We start from the raw sequence: 22,372 nt of genomic DNA on the forward strand, positions 1-22,372 counted from the left end.
TACCCCGTCGGCGGCCGGGTACCGGGCCCCTTGCCGACCGGGCGGCTACGCCATGAACCCGTCCGCCACCGTCAGGGCCGCGTCCAGCGCCGCGAACCCCTCCTTCAGCTCCGCCTCGCCGATCGTGCACGGCGGCACCACATGCGTCCGGTTCATGTTGACGAAGGGCCACAGCCCGCCCCGCTTGCACGCGGCGGCGAAGGCGGCCATCGGCGCGTTCGCCTCGCCACTGGCGTTGTAGGGGACGAGGGGTTCCCGGGTCTCGCGGTCACGGACCAGGTCCAGCGCCCAGAACAGGCCGGTGCCGCGCACCTCGCCCACGCTCGGGTGCCGCTCGGCCAGCTCCCGCAGCCCCGGCCCGACGATCCGCTCACCGGTCCGCGCCGCCTGCTCGACGATCCCCTCGTCCTCCATGACCCGGATCGTCGCGACGGCGGCGGCGCAGGCCAGCGGATGGCCGGAGTAGGTGAGTCCGCCGGGGTAGGGCCGGGTCGCGAACGTCGCCGCGATCCGCTCCGAGATGGCGACCCCGCCGAGCGGGACATAGCCGGAGTTGACGCCCTTGGCGAAGGTCAGCAGATCGGGCACCACGCCGAAGTGCTCGGCGGCGAACCACTTCCCGGTCCGCCCGAAGCCCGTCATCACCTCGTCGAGGACCAGGACGATCCCGTACCGGTCGCACAGCTCCCGCACCCCGGGGAGATAGCCCGGCGGCGGCATCATGATCCCGGCGGTGCCCGGGACGGTCTCCAGCACGATCGCGGCCACCGTCGACGGGCCCTCGAAGACGATCGTGTCCTCCAGGTGCCGCAGCGCGCGCTCGGCCTCCTCCGCGTCGCTCGTCGACCAGAACGGCGAGCGGTAGCGGAACGGCGCCCAGAAGTGGACCGTCCCCGAGGTGCCGCTGTCGGAGGGCCAGCGCCGGGGGTCACCGGTCACGTTGATCGCGGCGGCGGTCGCCCCGTGGTACGAGCGGTACGCGGAGAGGATCTTCGGCCGCCCGGTGTGCAGCCGTGCCATCCGGACGGCGTTCTCGATCGCCTCGGCGCCGCCATTGGTGAAGAAGATCTTGTTCAGATCGCCCGGGGTGCGCTCGGCGATCAGCCGGGCCGCCTCCGAACGGGCCTCGACGGCGAAGGCCGGGGCGAAGGTGGTGAGCTTCGCGGCCTGCTCCTGGATGGCGGCGACGACCCGGGGGTGCTGATAGCCGATATTGGTGAAGACGAGGCCGCTGGTGAAGTCGAGATAGCGGTTGCCGTCGTAGTCCCAGAAGTACGAGCCCTCCGCGCCCGCCACGGCGAGGGGGTCGATCAGCTCCTGGGCGGACCAGGAGTGGAAGACATGGGCGCGGTCCGCCGCCTTGACGGCGGCTGCGGTGGCGGGGTCGGCGGGCGGCCGGGCGTGAGTCGTCATGGCCCGAGCCTACGGAGCGCGGGGTACGGGACGGCATGGCCACTGTGTCGGGCGCGGGGCCCCCGCCTGCGGCGTTCTGTCGTACGGCCCCGCGCCCGCGCTCCGGCCCGTGCCGAGGGCCCGGAAGCCCTGAAGGCCCTGGAGGACCGGCGGGCTCAGAAGTCGAAGACGGGTGTGGTGTCCCGGTGCAGCACACAGGCGTTGGCGAAGGTCTTCCGCCAGGTGACCACCTCGCCCCGGAACTCCCCGTAGGCGCTCGCCGTCACCGGGGACCAGAGCGTCGTGCACAGCCCCGGCTCACCGGCCAGCGCGTTCGGGTCGCCACCGGCGGCCGTGAGCGCCGCGCACGCCGCCACCGGCTGCGGGTGGGTGCCGCCCGGCGGGTCGCACACCAGGGTGACGCTGCGGGCCCCGTCGGCACCCGGTCCCGAGACGGACAGCAGCAGCCCCGGCCCGGCCTCGGCGGACGCGGTGGCCATCGCCGCGGGACCGGCGGCGGTGAGGCCCAGCAGGGCGGCGGAGACGAGGACGGCGGAACGGACGACCGCGCGGCGGCGCATGGTGACTCCTGACAGTGGGGAAGGGAACAGCGGGGAACGATGAGGGGCAAGGCGCCACAAGGCGCGACAAGCAGCGAAAGGGAGGGACGGCACCGGACAGAAGGAGAGAGAAAGAACCAGATCAGCGCCGATCCCCCCGCACCGGCCAGCCGACACCCGGCGGACTACCCCGGATGGAGTACGCCGCCCTGCCCTCTCCTTCGGACGGGGGAGAGGGGCCCGTCCCTGTGAATGAAGACTCCCCGCCCCGGGCGGATCAGCATGGGGACATGATGATCACTTGCATGGGACACGGCGGTGACGGAACGGGGAGTTGGGACCCGGGCTTCGGCTACGCGAACCGGTCCAGCAGCCAGCCGCACAGCTCCTCGGTGACCTTGGTGTGCTCCTCGTTCCGCGAGGCGCAGCGGAACGCGTCCAGACCGCTCCCGCCCGGGTCGAGAGCGTCGACGGCGCCATAGAGCTGCTCGTCGCTGTCGAGGCCGTTCAGATCGACCGCGCTGACCGTCGGGACGAAGGAGTGCTCGGGGACCGGGTTGTCGACCCCGAGCCCCAGGACGCGGTTGAGCTGCTTCGCGAGGATGCGGTAGCTGTCGAGCGTGCCGCCCGGCGCCCCGTCGGCGGCGGGCAGCCCCAGGGCGTGGACCTCCTGCTTGGGCGAGGTGATGAACCGCAGGGACGCGGCGAGCGAGTCGTCGTCGACGGGCATGGTGCGCAGATCGGTGCCGATGACACCGATCCCCTTGCCCCGGACGGCGGTCCGCCCGGCCTCGACCCCGTTGCCCACACCGGTGGAGACCCCGTTGGCGACCCCGAGCCTGCGGGGCCGCCGCGGCCAGTCGCCCACGTCCCGCAGCGCCGCCAGGAAGTGCTTGCGCTGCTCGCTCACCTTGGGCGGGGCGTCCCACTCGGGCAGGTGCCGCCACAGCAGCTCCTGTGCCGCGGTGCTGTTGATCTGCCGGGAGAAGCGGTCGTCCACGGTCCGGATGTAGTGGGCGAACGCCTGGAGCGAGAGCGGTATGTAGGCGCCCCGGTGCGGGCTGTCGTACGAGAAGTAGACGGCGGTCTGGTGGTCGTACTCCTCGTGCTCCATCTTGGCGAGGGCGTACCGCGTGACCAGCCCGCCCATGCTGAAGCCGCCGACGACGAGCGGATGCCCGCCCAGCCGCTCCTCCTTCGCCCGCAGGATCGCCGCCGTGGCGGTCCTGGCGTTCTGGAGGATGGAGATGCTGCGCTCGTCGAAGCCGACGAGGACGGCGTCGTGGCCGCGTTCGCGCAGCGCGCTGATGAACGGGTAGTTCCGGGTCTCCAGCCCGGCCCAGGAGAACTCCAGGGTGCTGGGGCCGGAGTTGAAGCCGTCCGCGATGAGGACCGGGCGGGCGAGACCGAAGCGCGGATTCGCGTAGTACACCCAGGCCGTGCCGCCGGGCAGCTCCCAGGTGGCGTCGGGCGTCGGCGGCTTCCCGGCCGGCGGCTCCTGCGGCCCGGCGCCCAGCAGGGCCGGGGGTGTCGCTCGCAGGGCGGCGGAGATCTCGTGCTCGGTCGGTTCGCTCATGTGTCTTCCTCGGTCCCTCGCGTCTCTCGGTGACAACTGGTCCCAGCTTGAACAGCAGTTGTCGTCCGACGGCGAACATCGCTCGGAAGTCGGCTCGTACGAGTGGAAAGACCGGGCGCGCCCCGCGCGGGCGCGGATCGCGTGCTACTACAGGCGGAACGGCGCCAGGCGCCCACCCGGGAGAGGGGTGTGCGCCTGGCGACCGGTCCTCCGCCGTCACGGGGTCTTCTTGGTCACCTCCAGATCCGCCGTGGGCTCCTTCACGGTGCCGCCCGGGGTGCCGACGGCCGTGCTGGTGTTGTTCGACGGCTGCGGGTCCTCGGTCGTCGAGTGGACGGTGGCCCGGTTGCGGATGTCCGAGCCGTCGCCCTCGTACTCCGGGTCCAGCTTCACCCGGAACACCCAGGTCACCGAGGCGCCGGGGGCGAGCGAGTCGAGCGGCCCGCACTCCACCGTGTCGCCGGACATGCACGGGTCGTCCGAGGAGACGAAGCTCAGCGCGGTCGGCAGCAGATCCGTCACCCGGACCTGCTCCGCCTGCGAGGGGCCGTGGTTGGTCACGGTCACCTCGTAGTCGAAGTACTCGCCGGGCGCGATCGGGGTACTGGTCGTCGGCCGCTTCTCGATCCCGAGGTCGGCGGAGGGCGTGGCGACCGTGCCGCCGGGCGGCAGCGCGGTCGATGTGTCGTTCTCGCTGTTCGGGTCGATGTTGTCGGCGGTGACCCGGGCCGTGTTGGCCAGATCGCTGCCGTCCCCGTGGTAGGCGGGGTCGACCCGGACGGTGAGCGTGTACTCGACGCTGTCCCCGACCGCCAGCGGCGCGGTCCGGCGACAGCTCACCATCTGCCCGGAGACCGTGCATCCGGCGGGCGACGAGGACACATAGGTCAGCCCCGGCGGCAGATCGTCGGAGAGCCGGACATTGAACGCGTCCGCCGAAGGGCCGTTGTTGGTGATCCGGATGCGGTAGTCGAAGGACTCGCCGGGCGCGGGCGGGGTGGTGCCCACGGCCGTCTTGACCACCGAGAGATCGGCGTACGGCTGGTTGACCGCGCTGCCGGGCAGCCCCACCTCGGGGCTGGTGTTGTTGCCGGGCACCGGGTCGGCGGTGTCCGACGTGACGGTCGCGGTGTTGCGGATGTCCGTGCCGTCACCCCGGTAGTTGGGGTCGAGCCGCACCACGAACGTCCAGGTCCTCGCCGCGCCCGGGGCGAGCACCGGCTGCGGTCCGCAGCTCACGGTCTGCCCGCTCGCGGTGCAGCCGTCGGGGGACGAGACGAACGCGAGCGGATCGGGCAGGGTGTCGGTGATCCGGGCGTTCAGCGCCTGCGAGGGGCCGTCGTTGGTGACGGTCACCGCGTACGAGAAGGTCTCGCCGGGGGAGATCGGCGTCGTGGTGGTCGGCCGTTTCGCCGTCCACAGATCGGCCTGCGGCGCCGTCACCCCACCGGGCGGGAGCACCGCCGACGAGGTGTTGTTGCTGAGGTCGGGGTCGGCCGAGTCGGACGACGAGGTCGCGGTGTTCCGCAGATCGTTCCCGTCGCCGCTGTAGGCCGCGCTGAGCTTGACCCGGAAGGTCCAGGTCTCGCTGGACCCGGGGGTGAGCCGGGCGAGCGGTCCGCAGGTGACGCGCTGCCCGGAGGCCGTGCACGGATCACCGGACGAGACGAACGAGACCCCGTCGGGCAGGGTGTCCGTCACGGTCGTGTTGCGGGCGTCGGAGGGACCGGCGTTCTCCGTGGTGACGCGGTACTCGTACTCCTCGCCGGGGGTGATCGGCCCGGTGCCCAGGGAGGTCTTCACCGTGCTCAGATCGGACTCGGGGTCGAACGGTCCGGGCGGGATCACCGGGTCCGGCTTGTTGTTGCCGGGGTCGGGGTCGACGGCCTCCGAGGTGCCGTCGGCGGAGTTGCCGAGGTCGGAGCCGTCCCCCTGGTACGAGGGGCTGATCCGGGTGACGAAGGTCCACGACTTGGTCTGGCCCACGGAGAGCTGGGGCTCAGGGCCGCAGGTGATGTTCCGCCCGGACGCGGTGCAGCCGTCGGCGGACGACACGAACTCCATGCCCTCGGGGAGCACATCCGTCGCGATGACGTCGCGGGCCACGGAGGGGCCGTGGTTGGTGGCGGTGAGGGTGTAGGTCACCAGACCGCCCGGCGGTACCTCGGCGCTCGCGGCGGCCCGGTGCAGCCGGGTCACCACCCGGGCGGCCCGCGCCCCCCGGACACCGTCGGCGGGGGCCGCGCCCACGGGCGCGGCGGCGACGGCGGGGCCGGGCCGGGGCGCCGCCAGCGCGGGCCCGGGGCCCGACCACAGCGGCAGCACACAGGCCAGAGCGGCGACGGCGGCCCGCGCCCTGAGGGGTCCATGTCGTCTCGATCTCATGTCACATCGGTTCCGTTCCGTTCCTGAGGCCGAAGTTCCGTCTCTGCTGCCGGACCGGGCGGGTGCCCGGGTCCCGTCGGTGGGTCAGTCGGTGCGCTTGGTGAGGGCGATGTCGGCGGTCGGGCCGAGGACCCGCCCCCCGGGCGGTCCCGACGTACCGCTGTTGTTGGACTCGTCCGGGTCCTCGGTGTCCGCGCGCGCGGTGGCCGTGTTGCGGACGTCGGTGCCGTCACCGGAGTACGCGGGGTCGAGCCGCACCCGGAACGTCCAGGTCACCGAGGCGCCCGGGGCGAGCGACGCGACCGGTCCGCAGCGCACCGCCTGCCCGTTCGCGGTGCACGGGTCCGCCGATGAGACGAAGGTCAGCTCCGGCGGCAGCGTGTCGTCGATCCGGACCCGACGGGCCACCGACGGGCCGTTGTTGGCGACCGTGACGGTGAACTCGAAGGTCTGGCCGGGGGCGATGGGCGCCGTGGTCACCGTCCGTTTGAGGGCGTTCAGATCGGCCGTCGGGGCGGTCACCCCGCCGGGTGGCGGAGCGGCCGTCGAGGTGTTGTTCGCGGGGTCCGGGTCGGACACGTCATGGCTGAGCGTCGCGGTGTTGCCGAGGTCCGAGCCGTCCCCCGTGTACGCGGGGTCCAGCAGCACCCGGAAGACCCAGGAGAAGGAGCGCCCGGCGGGCAGGCCCGACACCGGGGGACAGGTGAGCGTCTGCCCCGAGGCCGTGCACCCGGTGACGGACGAGACGAAGGCCAGCCCGGCCGGGAGGGTGTCGGCCAGCCGCACGTTCACCGTGTCGGAGGGGCCGTTGTTCTGCGCGGTGACCCGGTAGTCGAACTGCTGCCCGGGGGAGACGGGGCCGGTGCCGACGCCCGCCTTGAACGCGGCGACATCGGCGCGGGCCGTCACCGTGGTGGTGACGCTCGCCGTGTTGTCGCTGGTGTCGGTGTCGCTGCGGTCGCTGGGCGGGGTGACGGTGGCGGTGTTGGTGAGGGTCGCCGGCTGCGCGGGCGCGGTGCCGGTGATGGTGTAGGTCGCGGAGCCGTTCCGCAGCAGATTCGCCGTGGTGTTGACGGTGTTGCCCCGGCCTGACGCCTGCCCGCAGGAGCTGCCCGTCGACGCCGTGCAGCTCCAGGTCACATGGGTGAGTCCGGGCACGGTGTCCTGGACCACGGCGCCCGTGACGTCGTTGTCGGCGCTGTTGGAGACCCGGACGGTGTAGGTGACCGGGCCGGTGCCCGCCGGGACGGTGGCGGCGTTGGCGGTCTTCGTGACCGACAGGTTCGCCGGGACATTGATCTTCAGATCGCCGATCTCATGGATGTTGGTGGCCAGCCCGGTGCCGCCGGAGAAACCGACCTTCAGCGTCGACGGCAGCGCGGGCTGGTTGGCGATCGTCGACACATTGAAGTCGGTGATGAGCTTGGTGAGCGCGGTGCCGGGACCGGTGTCCGACCAGACGTTGACGAGGAGCTGCCCGGCGTTCGGCATCACGGTGACCCGGATGGTGCGGTAGTCGCCGCGACCGCAGGTCTCCACGGAGGTGCTGGGGAGGGAGCAGGAGGAGGCGCCCTGGGTGGGGCCGGGGCTGGAGGTGCCGAAGCGGTAGCCGGTGGTGCCGTTGCCGCCGCCGCGGAGCACGATCCGGTTGGACTGTGAGCCCGGCCCGCCGTTGCCGACGCCCGCGCTGGAGAAGTTGCCGAACTCGTCGACACCGATGCCGAGGAAGGCGCCGGGGACCCCGGAGCGGTTGCAGGTGGGCGGACCGCCGCCGCAGGCGTAGCCGAGGGAGCCGCCGGGGGCGCCGGTTCCGTTGGCGGCGGTGCCGTCGGCGAGGAAGAAGGTGAGGCCGTCGCCGCGTTTGCCGTCGAAGGTGGAGCCGCCGTAGGTGGCGTAGGTGAACTCGGCGACGATACCGAGACCGGTGGAGAACGAGTCGTTCATCTCCCAGGCACCGGCCTGGGTGGTCGCGTTGCTGGTCAGCCGGAGCCAGCCGCCGCTGACGAAGGAGGCGTTGCCGACGGCGGTGCCGAGGCTGCTCGCCGCCGAGTCGAAGGGGTCGTGGACGGGGAAGGTGAGGGCCCGGGGGGCGGCGGCGCGCGCGGGGGCCGCCGCGGGGACGGCCCGGGCGACCGCCGCGGTCCCGGTGGCCGCGGCGGTCCCGGTGGTTTCCGCGGCTGCGGCGGTCCCGGCTGCCTCGGTGGATACGGCGGGGTGCCGCGGGGCCAGCAGCAACAGCAGCCCGCACAGGGTGGCCAGGGCGAGCCTTCGGCGGGAGGCGGTGGCTCGGCGCCGGGTGAGTCTCATGTCCGCGGACCCCTCGTCTCGGATCTCTCGCGCGTCACGTGGTGGTGGGTGGTGGGGCGCCGGTGCCTGGGGAGGCACCGGCGCGGCGGGGCGTGTGCTCAGGGGCGGCGGGCCCGGCGGGCGAGCAGCAGCAGGGCCGAGCCGGTCGCCAGGCAGAGCGCGGCGGACCGGGGCAGCCAGGCGGGCAGCTCGCCGCCGGTGTGGGGGAGGGAGCCGCCGGGGCCGGGGCCGCCGCCCGGGCCGGGGCCGCCGGGCTCACCCGGTCCGCCCGGTCCACCGGGTCCGCCGGGCTCTCCGGGGTGGTGCGGCCCCGGCCCACCCGGGCCGCCGGGGCCCGAGGGGCTGGGGTGCGGATGCGGGTGGGGGTGCGGCTTCGACACCGTCCTGAGGTACAGCGGCCCGCCGTCCGGTCCGGTGGTGCCCGCCCGGTTGCTGTTGTTCCCCGGCTCCGGGTCACGGGTCGCGGAGGTCACCGTCGCGATGTTGTCGATCTCCTTGAGCTGCCCGTGCCCGCCCCCGTGGCCTCCGTTCCCGCCGTGCCCGCCGCCGTCCCCGTGGCCTCCGTTCCCGCCGTGCCCGTCCCCATGGCCGCCGCCGTCCCCGTGGCCTCCGTTCCCGCCGTGGCCGCCGCCGTGTCCTCCGTCGCCGCCCGCCTCGGTCTGCTCGCCGTCGACAGCGGTGACGGTGGTGGCGGTGGCGGCGGGCGGTGTGCCCGCGTCCCGTACCGGCGGCTGCGGCTGCTGCCGCACCTGGACGTCGATCGTGTAGGTGACCGAGGCCCCGGGCGCCAGCCGGTCGAGCCGCGGACAGCGCACGTCCTGCCCCGTCGCCGTGCAGCCGTCCGGGGACGAGACGAACCGCAGCACCTCCGGGAGCGGGTCGGTGACCTGGACCCGGAGGGCGGTCGCGGGGCCGTTGTTGCGCACGGTGATCCGGTAGGCGTAGGTGTCGCCGGGGCTGACCCAGCGTTTGCCCTCCGGCAGGACGGCGGTCTTGGTGAGCGCGAGGTCGGCGGTGCCGGGGGTCACCGGGAGCCCGGTGGTCGACGCGGTGTTGTTGGCCGGGTCGGGGTCGGCGGTCGACGAGGAGACGCCGACCACGTTGGTGATGTCGGAGCCGTTGCCGGTGTAGTCGTCGGCCAGCTTGACGATCAGCCGCCAGGAGTGGGACTCGTCGGCGGCGAGCCGGGCCAGCGGTCCGCAGGTGATGCGCCTGCCCTGGGCGGTGCAGCCGTCCGGGGAGGAGTCGAAGACGAGGGCATCGGGCAGCTCGTCGGTCACCAGGACGCCGACCGCCTGGGAGGGACCGTGGTTCGTCACGGTGATCCGGTACTCGAAGATGTTCTCGCCGTCGACGAGCTGCACCAGACCGGGGATCGGGAGGGCGGGGAGGCCGGGGGCCGCGGCCTCGGGCCCGTCGGCGGTGGCGGCGGCGCGGTCACCGCTGTCGTCGCCCCGGCCCTCGTCGGCGTCGTCCCGGTCGGTGTCGTCGTCCCGGCCGTCGTCGGCGCCGGGGGCGTCCGCCGCCTCCGGGCCGTCCCCGTCCAGCCCGGACCCGGCGGCGGGCCGGGGGGCGGCCGTGGCCGCCCCGGTGGTCGCACCCGCGCCGGCGGTGTCAGCGGCGCCGGGACGGCCGGGGCCCCGGGGCGTCCGCTCGGCCCGGATCGCGAGGTCGGCGGTGCCGGACGCCCGTTCCGCCGGGGCGTCAGCCGGGTTGGCGGTCGGAGAAAGAGCCGGGGCGGCGGCCGTTCCGCCGGGGTCCTGGGCGGCCCGCGCGGCGAGGGCGACCGCCGGGCCCGGCCCCCCGGCCGCCAGCGCGCAGCAGACCGCGAGCACGCCACCGGCCCGGCGGACGGACGCGCCGGGCCGTCGGTGGATGGTTCTCATACGGGGTGCCCTCCGTGCCGCTCAGCGACCTCGTCGACGGGTGATCCACAGACAGCTACCCTCCCCCCGTATGCGTTATTTATCTGATAATCGTCATCTTTTAGCTGTTTTGTACCAACGGAAGCACCCCGACGGGACCGGCCGCGGTACTCCGGCAGGCGGAGCCCCCGGGCGGGCCGGGAACGGGGCCGGACATGGGCGTGGGGCGGGTGTCCGGCCCCACACCGGACGACCCGCCCCACGCTGTCGGCGGACCCCCGCGGTCCGCCCTCTCCATGGTCACTCCCAGACGACGAGCCAGACGTCGTTCGGTGCCCCGTTCTCGTAACAGGGGTGCTGGATCAGTTCATTGCCCGCCCCGACCCCGCCCCGGACGTTGATGCACATCCCGGTGGACCGGGCCGCGAGCTGATGGCCGTTGCCCTTCGGCAGCAGTTTCCACTGCTCGCTCGGCTCGGTGCCGCAGGGCCCCTGGACGATCTGTGCGTTCTGCTCCGTGGAGGCACCCTTGACCTTCAGGCATTTGCCGCTGTGGACGTTCTTGAAGCGGACGTACCCGCTGCCCATGTCGTCGGGCTCCCAGAGCTGGTTCGCGGAGCGCTTGAAGTGCCACTCGATGATCTTCGTGTCGTCCGCCAGGCCGTCGTCGTACACATCGGCGACCTGGGTCGCGTCGCTCGCCAGCCGCAGCGAGACCTGCCGTACGGGGACGGAGTGGGCGCCGGACCCGCCGGGCTCCGGGCTGGCCGCCGCCGGGCCGGGCCCGCCGAACAGCAGCGCGGTACCGGCCGCCAGGGCCGCTGCCACCGCCGCGGCGGTCCGTCGAGAAGCTGTGATCATGCGTCCTCCCCTTGCCGTGCGCCGTCCCGGAGGGGCGACCGTGCGCGTGTGCGCCGTGGCTATACGTAGCCAGGGTGGCGGAGGTCACTCCCCGGCGGGGCCGCGCACATCGGTTCGGAATGTCCCCCCACGGGGTCCCTGGGGCCCCCGGGGCCCTGGAGACCCGGGGCCGGGGGTCGCACACGCCGGTGCCCGGACGGGAAACCCCGTCCGGGCACCGGCGTGTGATCAGGAGATCGGCGGATCAGGGGATCACAGGAAGGAGTTGATCTCGATCGTCTCGGTCCGGCCGGGGCCGACACCGATCGCGGAGATCGGCGCGCCCGACATCTCCTCCAGCGCCTTCACATACGCCTGCGCGTTCTTCGGCAGGTCGTCGAAGGTCTTCGCCTTGGTGATGTCCTCGGACCAGCCCGGCAGCATCTCGTAGATCGGCTTCGCGTGGTGGAAGTCGGTCTGCGAGTAGGGCAGCTCCTCGACCCGCTTGCCGTCGATCTCGTACGCGACACAGACGGGGATCTGCTCCCAGCCGGTGAGGACGTCCAGCTTGGTGAGGAAGAAGTCCGTGAGGCCGTTGACCCGGGTCGCGTAACGGGCGATCACGGCGTCGAACCAGCCGCAGCGGCGGTCCCGGCCGGTGGTGACACCGCGCTCGCCGCCGATGCGGCGCAGGTCCTCGCCGTCCTGGTCGAACAGCTCGGTCGGGAACGGACCGGCGCCCACGCGGGTCGTGTACGCCTTGAGGATGCCGATGACCCGGCTGATCTTCGTCGGACCCACACCGGCGCCGGTGCAGGCACCGCCCGCGGTCGGGTTGGACGAGGTGACGAAGGGGTACGTGCCGTGGTCGACGTCGAGCAGGGTGCCCTGGCCGCCCTCGAACAGCACGACCTTGCCGTCGTCGATGGCGTTGTTCAGGATCAGCGTGGTGTCGGCGACGAAGGGCTTGATCTGGTCCGCGTAGCCCAGCAGCTCCTCGACGATCTGCTCCGCCTCGATGGCGCGGCGGTTGAAGACCTTGGCGAGGAGCTGGTTCTTGGACTCCAGCGCCGCCTCGACCTTCTGCTGGAGGATCGACTCGTCGTACAGGTCCTGGACCCGGACACCGACACGGTTGATCTTGTCGGCGTAGGTCGGGCCGATGCCGCGGCCGGTCGTGCCGATCTTGCGCTTCCCGAGGAACCGTTCCGTCACCTTGTCGAGCGTGACGTTGTACGGGGTGATCAGATGGGCGTTTCCGCTGATCAGCAGCTTGGAGGTGTCGACGCCCCGGTCATTGAGCCCGCTCAGCTCGGAGAGCAGGACGGCCGGGTCGACCACGACACCGTTGCCGATGACCGGGGTGCACCCCGGGGAGAGGATTCCGGAAGGGAGCAGGTGCAGCGCGTACTTCTGGTCGCCGACGACGACCGTGTGGCCGGCGTTGTTGCCGCCCTGGTAGCGCACCACATAATCCACTGATCCACCGAGCAGGTCGGTGGCCTTTCCCTTGCCCTCGTCACCCCACTGAGCACCGAGCAGCACAAGTGCGGGCACAGGCGTACACCCCTTCCGGGCGGGGCATGTCCAAGGTCAGGGGCGTGAGCCGTGCCTGAGTCCGCGGACCGGTTGCCCCGGAATAGACGAAGCCCCTGGCGCAATAGCGCAAGGGGCTCTTGCACAAAGATGCTACCCGAGGAAGGACCGAGGTGTCGGCTCACGACCAGCTGCTGGTGGTCATCGACCCGGTCGCCCGCCGAAGCGACGGCGAGTCCGTTCGGATCGCGAAAGATGTGCTGTGTGGCGGATCATCCGTGAAGATCTGCCTTCCGGACGGTCCGGAGGAGTTCGCCAGAGCCCTCGCCCGCAGGGGGTCCAGGCGCCCCGTGGTGGTCGGCGACGACCGGGCGCTGCTGCGGGCGGTGACCCTGCTGCACCGGGACCGCTGGCTGGGGGACGGGGCGCTGGGGCTGGTTCCGGTGGGGCCCGTGCCGATGGTGCAGCTCGCGCACTCGCTGGGGGTGCCGAGGGGCGCGGTCGCGGCGGCCCGCGCGGTGCTGGACGGGGTGGTCAGGCGGCGGGACCTGCTGGTGGACGAGAGCGACGGGGTGGTGGTGGGCGGGCTGGCCATCCCGGTGGCCCCCGCCCCGCCCGGTCCGCGTCCGGTCCGCGCGGTGCTGCGGATGGTCACCCGCTCCCTGGTCCGCTCGGCCCCGGTCCCCGGCGGCCACCGGCTGCGGGTGGAGGCGGACGGGGTGGTGCTGTCCGACCGCGACCGCGAGGTGGAGACGGTGACGGTCCGCGCGGTGGGCGGCCGGGCCGAGGTGACCGTCCGGCCCGGCGGCCCGGAGGCCCCCCTGACCGCGAGGGCCCTGACGGTGACCGTCTCCGGCCCGGACTTCCGCTACCGCGCCGACGCGACGGTCACCGGGCCGGTCCGCACCCGTACCTGGACGGTCCGCGCGGGAGCCTGGGGCCTGACCCTCCCCCCGGCGAAGACGGGCCCGGACGCCGAGCACCTCAGCCCGTCGGGACCCACCCCGCCGAACGGCTGACAGCGCCTTCGGCGGGGCTCAGCGCGGTGGCTCCGGGGGGCGCTGGCGCGGCATGTTCGGGCGGGGGCCCGGGGGGAGGGGGAAGCGGGGCGGCGGGAGCGGGTCCGGAAGGGGGGCGCGGAGCGGGGGGACGGGCAGCGGGGCCGGGTGCGGTGCGAGCGGGGGCGGGGGCGCGGCGAACGCGCGCATCCACTCCGCCGTCTCCGCGCCGACCAGCTCCAGCACGTCCTCCGAGAACCGGCGGAGCACCCCGAGACAGCGCTCGGCGGCCTCCGCCGCCGTCCCCTCGGCCGGTCCCAGCACCTCGCGGACGCTCTCCGTCGCCCAGTCGAACTGGAGCCGCTGCAACCGCCGCTGCACCGCCTGCGCCGTCGCCACGTTCCGCATCCACCCGGCGGTGACCCCGAAGTACCGGTCGCACGCGAGCGCCGCCGCCCCCAGCAGCAGCGCGAGCGAGCCCCAGGCCGCGGCCCCGGGAACCACCCCCGTGAGGTCCGCCAGCGGCAGCCCGGCCCCGGTGGTGAGGCCGACGGCCCCGGCCAGCCGCAGCGCCCGCCCGGTGCGGCGCTTTCCGACCCGGTCGGCCAGATACCACTCGGCGGTGCGCAGCGCCCCCGTCTCGCACCAGTGGTACAGCTCGTCCAGACGTTCGGCGGGGACTCCCCAGTCGCCGTGCGGGAAGGGCCGCCCGGTCAGATCACCGCGGGCGCGCTCGCCGCGTTCCCCCCGGGGCGGTCTCCCCGGCCCGGGCTGCATCTCCGGCTGGCTCACCGGGACACTCCTCTGCATCGGTACGTACGGCGGCGCCGCTCCGGGGCGCCCCGGTCGCTCTCCGTGCACGGGCGGGTACGGGCGCGGACGCGCGTTCGTCGCGCACGCGCGGGTCCGTCATATGTCCGTGGCGTGCGCGGGGCACGCGTGCCCTTCCTACCGCCGAACGCGCGCCCGCGCGGCCCGGTGCGCGGCCCCTCCCCCGGCGGGCGGGCCGTGATCAGCCGCAGGGGCGCCCCGGGGGCCGCGGGCCGGTCACTCGAAAGAGGTGGCGTCGCGGGGTGCGGCGCCGCGCTCGGTGACCACGTAGGCTCGGGACGACCGAACATCGTTGTCGACGTGCCTGGAGTGACCGTGATCCCCGGTGGTGGCCAGCCCAATATGCAGCAGCTTCTCCAGCAGGCCCAGAAGATGCAGCAGGATCTCGCGCGGGCTCAGGAGGAGCTGGCGCGGACCGAGGTCGAGGGCCAGGCGGGCGGCGGTCTGGTGACCGCGACGGTGACCGGCTCCGGTGAGCTGCGGGCGCTGGTGATCGACCCCAGGGCCGTGGACCCGGAGGACACGGAGACCCTGGCCGATCTGGTCGTCGCCGCGGTCCAGGCGGCCAACGAGAACGCCCAGCAGCTCCAGCAGAACAAGCTGGGCCCGCTCGCCCAGGGCCTCGGCGGGATGCCGGGACTGCCCTTCTGAGTTCCGGCCCCGAGGATTCGGCCTTCTAAGGGCCGGGCGGAACAACTACCGTACGGGGCACAGGGCCGTACGACCCGAGGAGAGGCAGTCCGTTGTACGAAGGCGTGGTTCAGGACCTCATCGACGAACTGGGCAGACTGCCCGGCGTCGGGCCCAAGAGCGCGCAGCGGATCGCCTTCCACATCCTCCAGGCCGAGCCGACCGACGTCCGTCGGCTCGCGCACGCCCTGCTGGAGGTGAAGGAGAAGGTCCGGTTCTGCTCGGTCTGCGGCAATGTGGCGCAGGAGGAGCAGTGCGGCATCTGCCGCGACCCGCGCCGGGATCTCGCCGTCATCTGTGTGGTGGAGGAGTCCAAGGACGTCGTGGCCATCGAGCGGACCCGCGAGTTCCGGGGGCGTTATCACGTGCTGGGCGGGGCGATCAGCCCCATCGAGGGCGTCGGCCCCGACGATCTGCGGATCCGTGAGCTGCTGGCGCGGCTGGCCGACGGCACGGTGACCGAGCTGATCCTGGCCACGGACCCCAATCTGGAGGGCGAGGCGACGGCGACCTATCTGGCGCGCATGATCAAGCCGATGGGTTTGAAAGTCACCCGGCTGGCCAGTGGTCTGCCCGTGGGGGGAGACTTGGAATACGCCGACGAGGTCACGCTCGGGCGTGCCTTCGAGGGGAGACGACTTCTCGATGTCTGACGTCATGCTGCACGCGACGCACCAGGACCCGGGGGACTTCGCGGTCCAGATCGCGGATTCGATCGAGTCCTTCATCGTCGCGACCGCCGAGGTCGCCAAGGGCGACGAGCCCGACAGTGCCGTGCCCTTCCTGCTGCTGGAGGTCTCCCAGCTGCTGCTGACCGGCGGACGGCTGGGCGCGCACGAGGACATCGTGCCGGACGAGCGGTACGAGCCGGACACGGGCCCGGAGCCCGATGTGGACGAGCTGCGCGAGCGCTTCGCCCGGCTGCTGGACCCGGTGGATGTGTTCTCCGAGGTCTTCGACCCGTACGAGCCGCGCAAGGCGCCGGTGGCCTACCGGATCTCCGACAACCTCGCCGACATCGTCACCGATCTGCGCCACGGTCTGGCCCACTACCGGGCGGGCCGGACCTCGGAGGCGCTGTGGTGGTGGCAGTTCTCGTACTTCTCCAACTGGGGCCCGACCGCTTCGGCCACCCTGCGGGCGCTCCAGTCCCTGGTGGCCCATGTCCGGCTGGACCAGCCGCTGGAGGAGCTGGACGGGCTGGACACCGACGAGCTGGCCGAGGAGGCGCTGGCGGAGGAGGCGGGCCGGGTGATGGCCGAGGAGATCGCCGCCCCGCTGGGCATCCGTCCCGGCCTCTGAGCGACCCTCCCAGCCCTTGGGAGACAGGCTCACGGCACCGGCCGGCCGGCCGGGAGGGCTGTGAGCCGCCGCACACCCCCGCGTACAGCGCCGTTCCCGGGGCAGTAGTCGTCCGAACGCGACTGTGATCACTCCTTGAGCGGAACATCTCACGATGTGAATGTAAAAGGAGTGATTCAGGTCGCTCGTTAGACTGAGCCGACCGCAGTACCGAGCTGCGGTGGAGAACCGAGCGAGGAGCGCACGTGGGCCTTGTCGTGCAGAAGTACGGAGGCTCCTCCGTTGCCGATGCCGAGGGCATCAAGCGCGTCGCCAAGCGGATCGTGGATGCCAAGAAGAACGGCCATCAGGTCGTTGTCGTGGTGTCCGCGATGGGCGACACGACGGACGAGCTGATCGATCTCGCGGAGCAGGTGTCGCCGATCCCTGCCGGGCGCGAGTTCGACATGCTGCTGACCGCGGGAGAGCGCATCTCCATGGCACTGCTGGCCATGGCGATCAAAAACCTGGGCCACGAGGCCCAGTCCTTCACGGGCAGCCAGGCGGGCGTCATCACCGACTCGGTCCACAACAAGGCGCGCATCATCGATGTGACGCCGGGCCGTATCCGGACCGCGCTGGACGAGGGCAATATCGCCATCGTCGCCGGTTTCCAGGGCGTGTCCCAGGACAAGAAGGACATCACCACCCTGGGCCGGGGCGGCTCCGACACCACCGCGGTCGCGCTCGCGGCGGCGCTGGACGCCGAGGTCTGCGAGATCTACACGGATGTGGACGGCGTCTTCACCGCCGACCCCCGGGTGGTCCCCAAGGCCCGGAAGATCGACTGGATCTCCTTCGAGGACATGCTGGAGCTGGCCTCGTCCGGGTCCAAGGTGCTGCTGCACCGCTGCGTCGAGTACGCGCGCCGATACAACATCCCGATCCATGTCCGCTCGTCGTTCTCCGGCCTGCGCGGCACCTGGGTCAGCAACGAACCGCAGGGAGACCAGCAGGTGGAGCACGCCATCATCTCCGGAGTCGCCCACGACGTCTCCGAGGCGAAGGTCACGGTCGTCGGGGTGCCGGACAAGCCGGGCGAGGCCGCGGCCATCTTCCGGACCATCGCCGACGCCGAGCTGAACATCGACATGGTCGTGCAGAACGTCTCCGCGGCGGCCACGGCCCTCACCGACATCTCCTTCACCCTGCCCAAGACGGACGGGGTCCGGGCCATCGACGCCCTGGAGAAGGCCAAGGGCGAGATCGGCTACGAGTCGCTGCGCTACGACGACCAGATCGGCAAGATCTCGCTGGTCGGCGCCGGGATGAAGACCAACCCCGGGGTCACCGCCACCTTCTTCGAGGCGCTGGCGAACGCGGGCGTCAACATCGAGCTGATCTCGACGTCCGAGATCCGTATCTCGGTGGTGACCCGCGCCGACGACGTCACCGAGGCCGTGCGCGCCGTGCACACCGCCTTCGGGCTCGACAGCGACTCCGACGAGGCGGTCGTCTACGGGGGCACCGGGCGATGACCCGCAAGCCGGCGCTCGCGGTCGTCGGTGCGACCGGGGCCGCCGGCTCGGAACTGCTCCAGATCCTCACCCGTCACGAGGATGTCTGGGGCGGGATACGACTGATCGCCTCCCCGCGCTCGGCCGGCCGCGTGCTGTCCGTGCGCGGGGAGGAGTGCGCCGTCCTGGCGCTGGACGAGGACGCCCTCGCGGGCGTGGACCTCGCCCTCTTCCTCACCCCCGGGGAGGTCTCCGCGCGCTGGGCGCCGGTCGCCGTCTCCCGGGGCGCGGTGGTCGTCGACAGCTCCGACGCCTTCCGGCTCGACCCGGATGTCCCCCTGGTCGTCCCCGAGCTGAATCCGCACGCCGCGCGGCTGCGTCCGCGGGGCATCGTCGCGAGCCCCCACGACACCACCCTCACCCTGCTGCCCGCCGTGGGCGCGCTGCACGCCGCGTTCGGCCTGCGGGAGCTGGTGCTCTCCTCGTACCAGGCGGCGAGCGGCGCCGGGCGGGCCGCCGTGGCCGCGCTGCGGGAACAGCTCGCGCTGGTGGCCGGTACCGAGCTGGGCACCGCCACCGGGGACGTCCGCCGGGCCGTGGGCGAGGGGCGGCTCGGTCCGCTGCCCGCGCCGCTCGCGCTCAATGTGGTGCCCTGGACCGGAGCGGTCCGCTCCGACGGCTGGTCCTCCGAGGAGCTGGGGCTGCGCGAGGAGACCCGCAAGGTGCTCGGACTCCCCGCGCTGAAGGTGGCCGCGACCTGCGTCCGCGTCCCCGTCCTCACCGCCCACTCGCTCACCGTGCACGCCCGTTTCGAGGACGAGGTCACCGTCGCGAAGGCGCACGAGGTCCTGGCGACCTCACCGGGCGTGGTCCTCTACGACGAACCGGCGCTGGGCGACTTCCCCACCCCCGCCGATGTCGTCGGCACCGATCCCACCTGGGCGGGCCGGGTGCGCCGCGCCCCCGACGACCCGTGCGCGCTGGAGCTGTTCCTCTGCGCGGACAACCTCCGGCAGGGCACGGCCCTCAACTCCGCCCGCATCGCGGAGCTGATCGCCGCAGAATTCCCCCGGTGATGGTTGCTCAAACCCCCGATCGCATCGTTTCATGATCGGGCCTGGACACGAATGTCGTTCACTTTTGTAGGATCTGTGAACAACCTGTGACTGCGCTGTGTCTGTAAGGCGGAGCTAAAACGTTTGGCCCCGGGGACGCGGTTGGCCGAAAATTCTTCTCTCCCCGTACCGCAACCGGCGGCCGGGCGGGAGGCGTCTTGGCGTGCACCTCAGAGACGGTGCCGCGGACATGGGGCACTGGGGAAGAGACGAGTACGCATGAGAGCAGACCCGATATCGCCGAAGGCGATCGCGTACGCGTACAACCCTGACGGGGGGATGCGTGTCCAACAGGCGTGGCAGAGGTACTCGATATCGCAGCGGTGGTCCCGGTCCGCAGAGCGCCGATGCGCCTGTTCCAGGGCGGTACGGCGGCAGCCGCGCCCGTGCGGCAGGCCGCGCCGGCGCCTGTGCGGACCCCCGAGCCCGCGCCCGGGCGCGAGGAGCGGAAGGACACCCGGCGCGGCGCGTCCGCACGTCCGGCGCGCCGTCGCAGGCTCCCCGGCGGGATGCCCGTGATCGCGCCCATGCCCACCCCGAGCGCCGCCCGGCTCCCGGCCCAGCGGGACGGTGCTGACCAGGTCATGACCTCGGGCACCACCGTCGACCATCTGACCGAGACCTATCGGGCCCACTACCGCTCGCTGCTCGGACTCGCCGCCCTCCTGCTCGACGACACCGCCTCCTGTGAGGACGTGGTGCAGGAAGCGTTCATCCGGGTCCACTCCGCGCGCAAACGCGTCCGCGACCCGGAGAAGACGCTCGCCTATCTGCGGCAGACCGTCGTCAACCTCTCCCGGTCCGCGCTGCGCCGCCGCATCCTCGGGCTCAAGCTGCTCTCCAAGCCCATGCCCGACATGGCGAGCGCGGAGGAGGGCGCCTACGACCAGTTGGAGCGCGACGACCTGATCAAGGCCATGCGCGGGCTCCAGCGCCGCCAGCGCGAGGTCCTCGTGCTGCGATACTTCGCGGATATGACGGAAGCTCAAGTCGCTGAGACACTGGGGATATCCCTGGGATCGGTCAAGGCGTACGGCTCCCGTGGCATCGCCGCGCTGCGGGTCTCCATGGAGGCCACGTCGTGACCGGTGGCGCGGAGAGGTCCGACCGGTACGGTCCCGACGGTCCGGACGGACCGCTGGACGAACGGACTGGGAACGGAACTGTGGGCAACGACCAGGAGCACGGCGGCGTGGACGAGGACGCCCTGCGCCGGATGTTCCAGGACGCGGTGGGCTCGATGGCCCCCTCCGAGGGAGCACTCGACCAACTGCGCAAGGCGGTTCCCGCCCGGCGGGCCCGCAGACGCCAGGCTCTTGTCGGCGTCGCCGCGGCTGCCCTGCTGCTCGGCACGGCGATCCCCGCGTTCGTCCATGTCTCCGGCGCGGGCGCGAACGACGGGGACGCCCACGTCAACATGGGCCAGGCGCAGCAGACCCAGGGCGGCACCGGGGAGGCGCCGTCCCGCTCCGAGCAGGTCAGGGAGAGCCCGTCGGCGCCCGGCGCCACGGGGCCTTCGGAGAAGCCGCAGGACCGTGACGAGAAGGACCGGCCCGAACCGCCCGGCGCCCGCCCCGACAAGGAGCCCGTGCCGGGCGCCGCCGCGGGCGGGGTCCCGGTGGAGCCGCGCGACGGGACCATGCCCCTGCCGACGGCCTGCGCGCCGGGCCAGCTCGGCGTCGCCCTCGCGGAGGCCGGCCCCGCGGACGCCGACGGCACCGTCTACGGCACCTTCCGCATCGCCAACATCTCCGGCGCGAGCTGCACCGTCGACGACGGCGGCACCGTCGAGGCGCACGCCACCGGTGCGACGGACCCCGCCAGGATCGGCGTCGCCCGGCACACCTCGGGCGGCCCGGCGAGCGGGCTGCCGGACCCCTCGCAGGAGTCGGCGGCGGTACTGCTGGCCCCGGACACCGCGTACGAGGTGCGCTTCGCGTGGGTGCCCAGCGAGGCGTGTCCCACCGACGGGGAGTCCCCGGCCCCGACCCCGTCGGAGCTGCCCCCGGACGGCGAGGGGGCGGGCGGCGGCACGGACACCGGGGTCGACGGCATGGCGCCGCAGCTCCTCACGGAGGACGGCGCCCCGGCGGCGGGCGGCATCTCCGTCTCGCTCGGCTCCGCGTCCGGCGGGCCGATGGCGCGGACCACCGTGCCCAACGCCTGCGCGGGCACCGTCTACCAGACCGGCCTGCTGTCGGCTTCCTGACGTCCTCGCCGTGCGGCGGGCCCTGCCGGATTCCTTCCGCGGGGCCCGTCGCCGCGCCGGAGCGGGGCCGGGCCCAAGGGCCGGGCGCGGCAGGCAGTCGGGATCAGCGGCCGGGCTCACGCGCCGGGCCTCAGGGCCGGGCTCGGCCGACCGGGCGCGGCGGCCGGGCGCGGGGGCTCAGCCTCAGGGCCTGGTCTCAGGGCCGGGCCCCGGCGGCCGGGCGCCGGAGCGGGTGCGGGTGTCAGGGGCCGGGCCCGTGCGCCGGGCCTCGGGCAGTCGGGCCCCGGCGCGGGGCTCGGGCAGTCGGGCCTTCGGCTGTCGGCCTCAGGCAGTCGGGCTCAGGCAGTCGGGCTCAGGCAGTCGGTCCGGAAGGGGGCGGTCAGGCCGAAGGCGCGCCCTGGGATCGCGCGGCGGCCTCGGTCGGCATGGTTTCGGCCGGTGGGGTACCGGTGCGCGGGTCGGCGGCGGGCGTGGCGCCGGTCGGCGTGGCGTCGGCCTGCGGGGCGGTTTCGGTCAGCCCCAGCGCGCGGTCCCGGGCCTCCTCGGTCTCCCGGCGGAACAGCCGGAACCACATGAAGATCACAAAGGCGGAGAAGGCGAACCACTCGCCGGTGTAGCCGAGGTTCTGGAACGCCTTCAGATCGAGTCCGCCGCCGTCCACCATCTTCGGCGGTACGGGCACCATGCCCCCGTCCGCCTTCATCAGGGTGATCCAGCCGTCGTGGACCGCGTCCGGCACCCGGTTCACCAGCGAGGCCGCGCTGATCATCCCCAGCTCCCCGGCGGGCAGCCCGCCCGCCGCGACCCCGTCCGTGCCCATGTGCTCGGACGGCTGGAGGACGCCGGTCACCTCGACCCTCCCCGGGGGCGGCTCGGGGGCCCGCTCACCCGGGGGAATCCAGCCCCGGACGACCGGCAGCACCCGTCCGTCGTCGGTCTTCAGCAGGGTCAGGACGTAGTCCCCCCGCCGGTCGTCCACCACACGGTCGGGGACGAGGAACTGCTCGCCGTACACCCCCGAGGCGGTCGCCGCCCGCCCCGCGGTCCGCTTGTCGACGGGCAGCAGCTCCGCGAGCGGGGCCGCGGCACGCTCACTGGGCGCGGGCGCGTCGCGGTACTCCTGGTGGGAGTCCACACGATCCTCGAACCTGCCGAGCTGCCAGGACCCCATGAAGACGCAGAAGGGGATGGCGAGGACGACGAAGGCGTTGATGCCCCACCACCGGGGCGTCAGCAGGAACCGGTACACCCCTCCACGGTACGGAACCCT

General features: G+C 73.0%; 18 protein-coding genes. 8 read left to right on the forward strand and 10 right to left on the reverse strand.

Going from position 1 to position 22,372, the window contains the following annotated elements; translation table 11 throughout:
• Positions 1 to 45: 45 nt before the first annotated feature.
• The 8 genes from CRV15_RS15355 to CRV15_RS15390 all read right to left on the reverse strand — a co-directional run bounded on the left by CRV15_RS15355 (position 46) and on the right by CRV15_RS15390 (position 12,482).
• Positions 46 to 1,413, reverse strand: coding sequence for an aspartate aminotransferase family protein (locus CRV15_RS15355; protein WP_003959133.1), 1,368 nt, complete (start codon positions 1,411 to 1,413; stop codon positions 46 to 48).
• Between the two features lie 155 nt (positions 1,414 to 1,568).
• Positions 1,569 to 1,973: an SSI family serine proteinase inhibitor gene (locus tag CRV15_RS15360; protein WP_003960949.1), complete on the reverse strand. Its 405-nt coding sequence runs from the start codon at positions 1,971 to 1,973 to the stop codon at positions 1,569 to 1,571.
• Between the two features lie 331 nt (positions 1,974 to 2,304).
• Positions 2,305 to 3,528, reverse strand: a complete 1,224-nt coding sequence (locus CRV15_RS15365) for an esterase/lipase family protein (RefSeq protein ID WP_003959130.1) — start codon at positions 3,526 to 3,528, stop codon at positions 2,305 to 2,307.
• A 216-nt stretch (positions 3,529 to 3,744) separates the two neighbouring features.
• The gene (locus tag CRV15_RS15370) at positions 3,745 to 5,913 is read right to left on the reverse strand and encodes a COG1361 S-layer family protein (protein WP_003960948.1); all 2,169 of its coding nucleotides are present in this window, start codon (positions 5,911 to 5,913) and stop codon (positions 3,745 to 3,747) included.
• 84 nt (positions 5,914 to 5,997) lie between these two features.
• Positions 5,998 to 8,220, reverse strand: a complete 2,223-nt coding sequence (locus CRV15_RS15375) for a DUF11 domain-containing protein (RefSeq protein WP_003960947.1) — start codon at positions 8,218 to 8,220, stop codon at positions 5,998 to 6,000.
• Between the two features lie 98 nt (positions 8,221 to 8,318).
• The gene (locus tag CRV15_RS15380; protein WP_009996649.1) at positions 8,319 to 10,106 is read right to left on the reverse strand and encodes a DUF11 domain-containing protein; all 1,788 of its coding nucleotides are present in this window, start codon (positions 10,104 to 10,106) and stop codon (positions 8,319 to 8,321) included.
• A 279-nt stretch (positions 10,107 to 10,385) separates the two neighbouring features.
• Complete coding sequence (locus CRV15_RS15385) at positions 10,386 to 10,946, reverse strand: RICIN domain-containing protein (RefSeq protein ID WP_029182967.1); 561 nt, start codon at positions 10,944 to 10,946, stop codon at positions 10,386 to 10,388.
• 252 nt (positions 10,947 to 11,198) lie between these two features.
• Positions 11,199 to 12,482 carry an adenylosuccinate synthase gene (locus CRV15_RS15390; RefSeq protein ID WP_003960945.1) on the reverse strand — a complete coding sequence of 428 codons (1,284 nt, stop codon included), beginning with the start codon at positions 12,480 to 12,482 and terminating at the stop codon, positions 11,199 to 11,201.
• Between the two features lie 152 nt (positions 12,483 to 12,634).
• On the opposite strand from CRV15_RS15390, the gene CRV15_RS15395 reads away from it, so the two are divergent.
• Positions 12,635 to 13,480: a serine/threonine-protein kinase gene (locus CRV15_RS15395; protein ID WP_009996645.1), complete on the forward strand. Its 846-nt coding sequence runs from the start codon at positions 12,635 to 12,637 to the stop codon at positions 13,478 to 13,480.
• Between the two features lie 18 nt (positions 13,481 to 13,498).
• On the opposite strand, the gene CRV15_RS15400 is transcribed toward CRV15_RS15395, so the two are convergent.
• On the reverse strand, positions 13,499 to 14,269 hold the full coding sequence (locus CRV15_RS15400) for an SLATT domain-containing protein (RefSeq protein ID WP_003960943.1): 771 nt from the start codon (positions 14,267 to 14,269) through the stop codon (positions 13,499 to 13,501).
• A 336-nt stretch (positions 14,270 to 14,605) separates the two neighbouring features.
• On the opposite strand from CRV15_RS15400, the gene CRV15_RS15405 reads away from it, so the two are divergent.
• The 7 genes from CRV15_RS15405 (at position 14,606) to CRV15_RS15435 (ending at position 21,102) form a co-directional block, all read left to right on the forward strand.
• Positions 14,606 to 14,941 (forward strand): YbaB/EbfC family nucleoid-associated protein, encoded by a 336-nt coding sequence (locus tag CRV15_RS15405; protein ID WP_029182966.1) that lies wholly within the window; start codon positions 14,606 to 14,608, stop codon positions 14,939 to 14,941.
• Between the two features lie 92 nt (positions 14,942 to 15,033).
• Positions 15,034 to 15,633: a recombination mediator RecR gene (gene recR / locus CRV15_RS15410; RefSeq protein ID WP_003958778.1), complete on the forward strand. Its 600-nt coding sequence runs from the start codon at positions 15,034 to 15,036 to the stop codon at positions 15,631 to 15,633.
• Positions 15,626 to 16,282, forward strand: coding sequence for a DUF5063 domain-containing protein (locus CRV15_RS15415; protein ID WP_003958777.1), 657 nt, complete (start codon positions 15,626 to 15,628; stop codon positions 16,280 to 16,282). Before recR ends, CRV15_RS15415 begins: the two co-directional genes overlap by 8 nt.
• A 245-nt stretch (positions 16,283 to 16,527) precedes the next feature.
• The gene (locus CRV15_RS15420; RefSeq protein WP_003958776.1) at positions 16,528 to 17,799 is read left to right on the forward strand and encodes an aspartate kinase; all 1,272 of its coding nucleotides are present in this window, start codon (positions 16,528 to 16,530) and stop codon (positions 17,797 to 17,799) included.
• Positions 17,796 to 18,854, forward strand: coding sequence for an aspartate-semialdehyde dehydrogenase (locus tag CRV15_RS15425; RefSeq protein ID WP_003958775.1), 1,059 nt, complete (start codon positions 17,796 to 17,798; stop codon positions 18,852 to 18,854). Before CRV15_RS15420 ends, CRV15_RS15425 begins: the two co-directional genes overlap by 4 nt.
• A gap of 335 nt (positions 18,855 to 19,189) precedes the next feature.
• Positions 19,190 to 19,978: a SigE family RNA polymerase sigma factor gene (locus tag CRV15_RS15430; protein WP_230864140.1), complete on the forward strand. Its 789-nt coding sequence runs from the start codon at positions 19,190 to 19,192 to the stop codon at positions 19,976 to 19,978.
• Between the two features lie 80 nt (positions 19,979 to 20,058).
• Positions 20,059 to 21,102: a hypothetical protein gene (locus CRV15_RS15435; RefSeq protein WP_230864139.1), complete on the forward strand. Its 1,044-nt coding sequence runs from the start codon at positions 20,059 to 20,061 to the stop codon at positions 21,100 to 21,102.
• 379 nt (positions 21,103 to 21,481) lie between these two features.
• Here CRV15_RS15435 and CRV15_RS15440 read toward each other — a convergent pair whose 3' ends face one another.
• Positions 21,482 to 22,351, reverse strand: coding sequence for an SURF1 family protein (locus tag CRV15_RS15440; RefSeq protein WP_003958771.1), 870 nt, complete (start codon positions 22,349 to 22,351; stop codon positions 21,482 to 21,484).
• Between the last annotated feature and the right edge of the window lie 21 nt (positions 22,352 to 22,372).

This window comes from Streptomyces clavuligerus, assembly GCF_005519465.1.
Lineage (GTDB): Bacteria > Actinomycetota > Actinomycetes > Streptomycetales > Streptomycetaceae > Streptomyces > Streptomyces clavuligerus.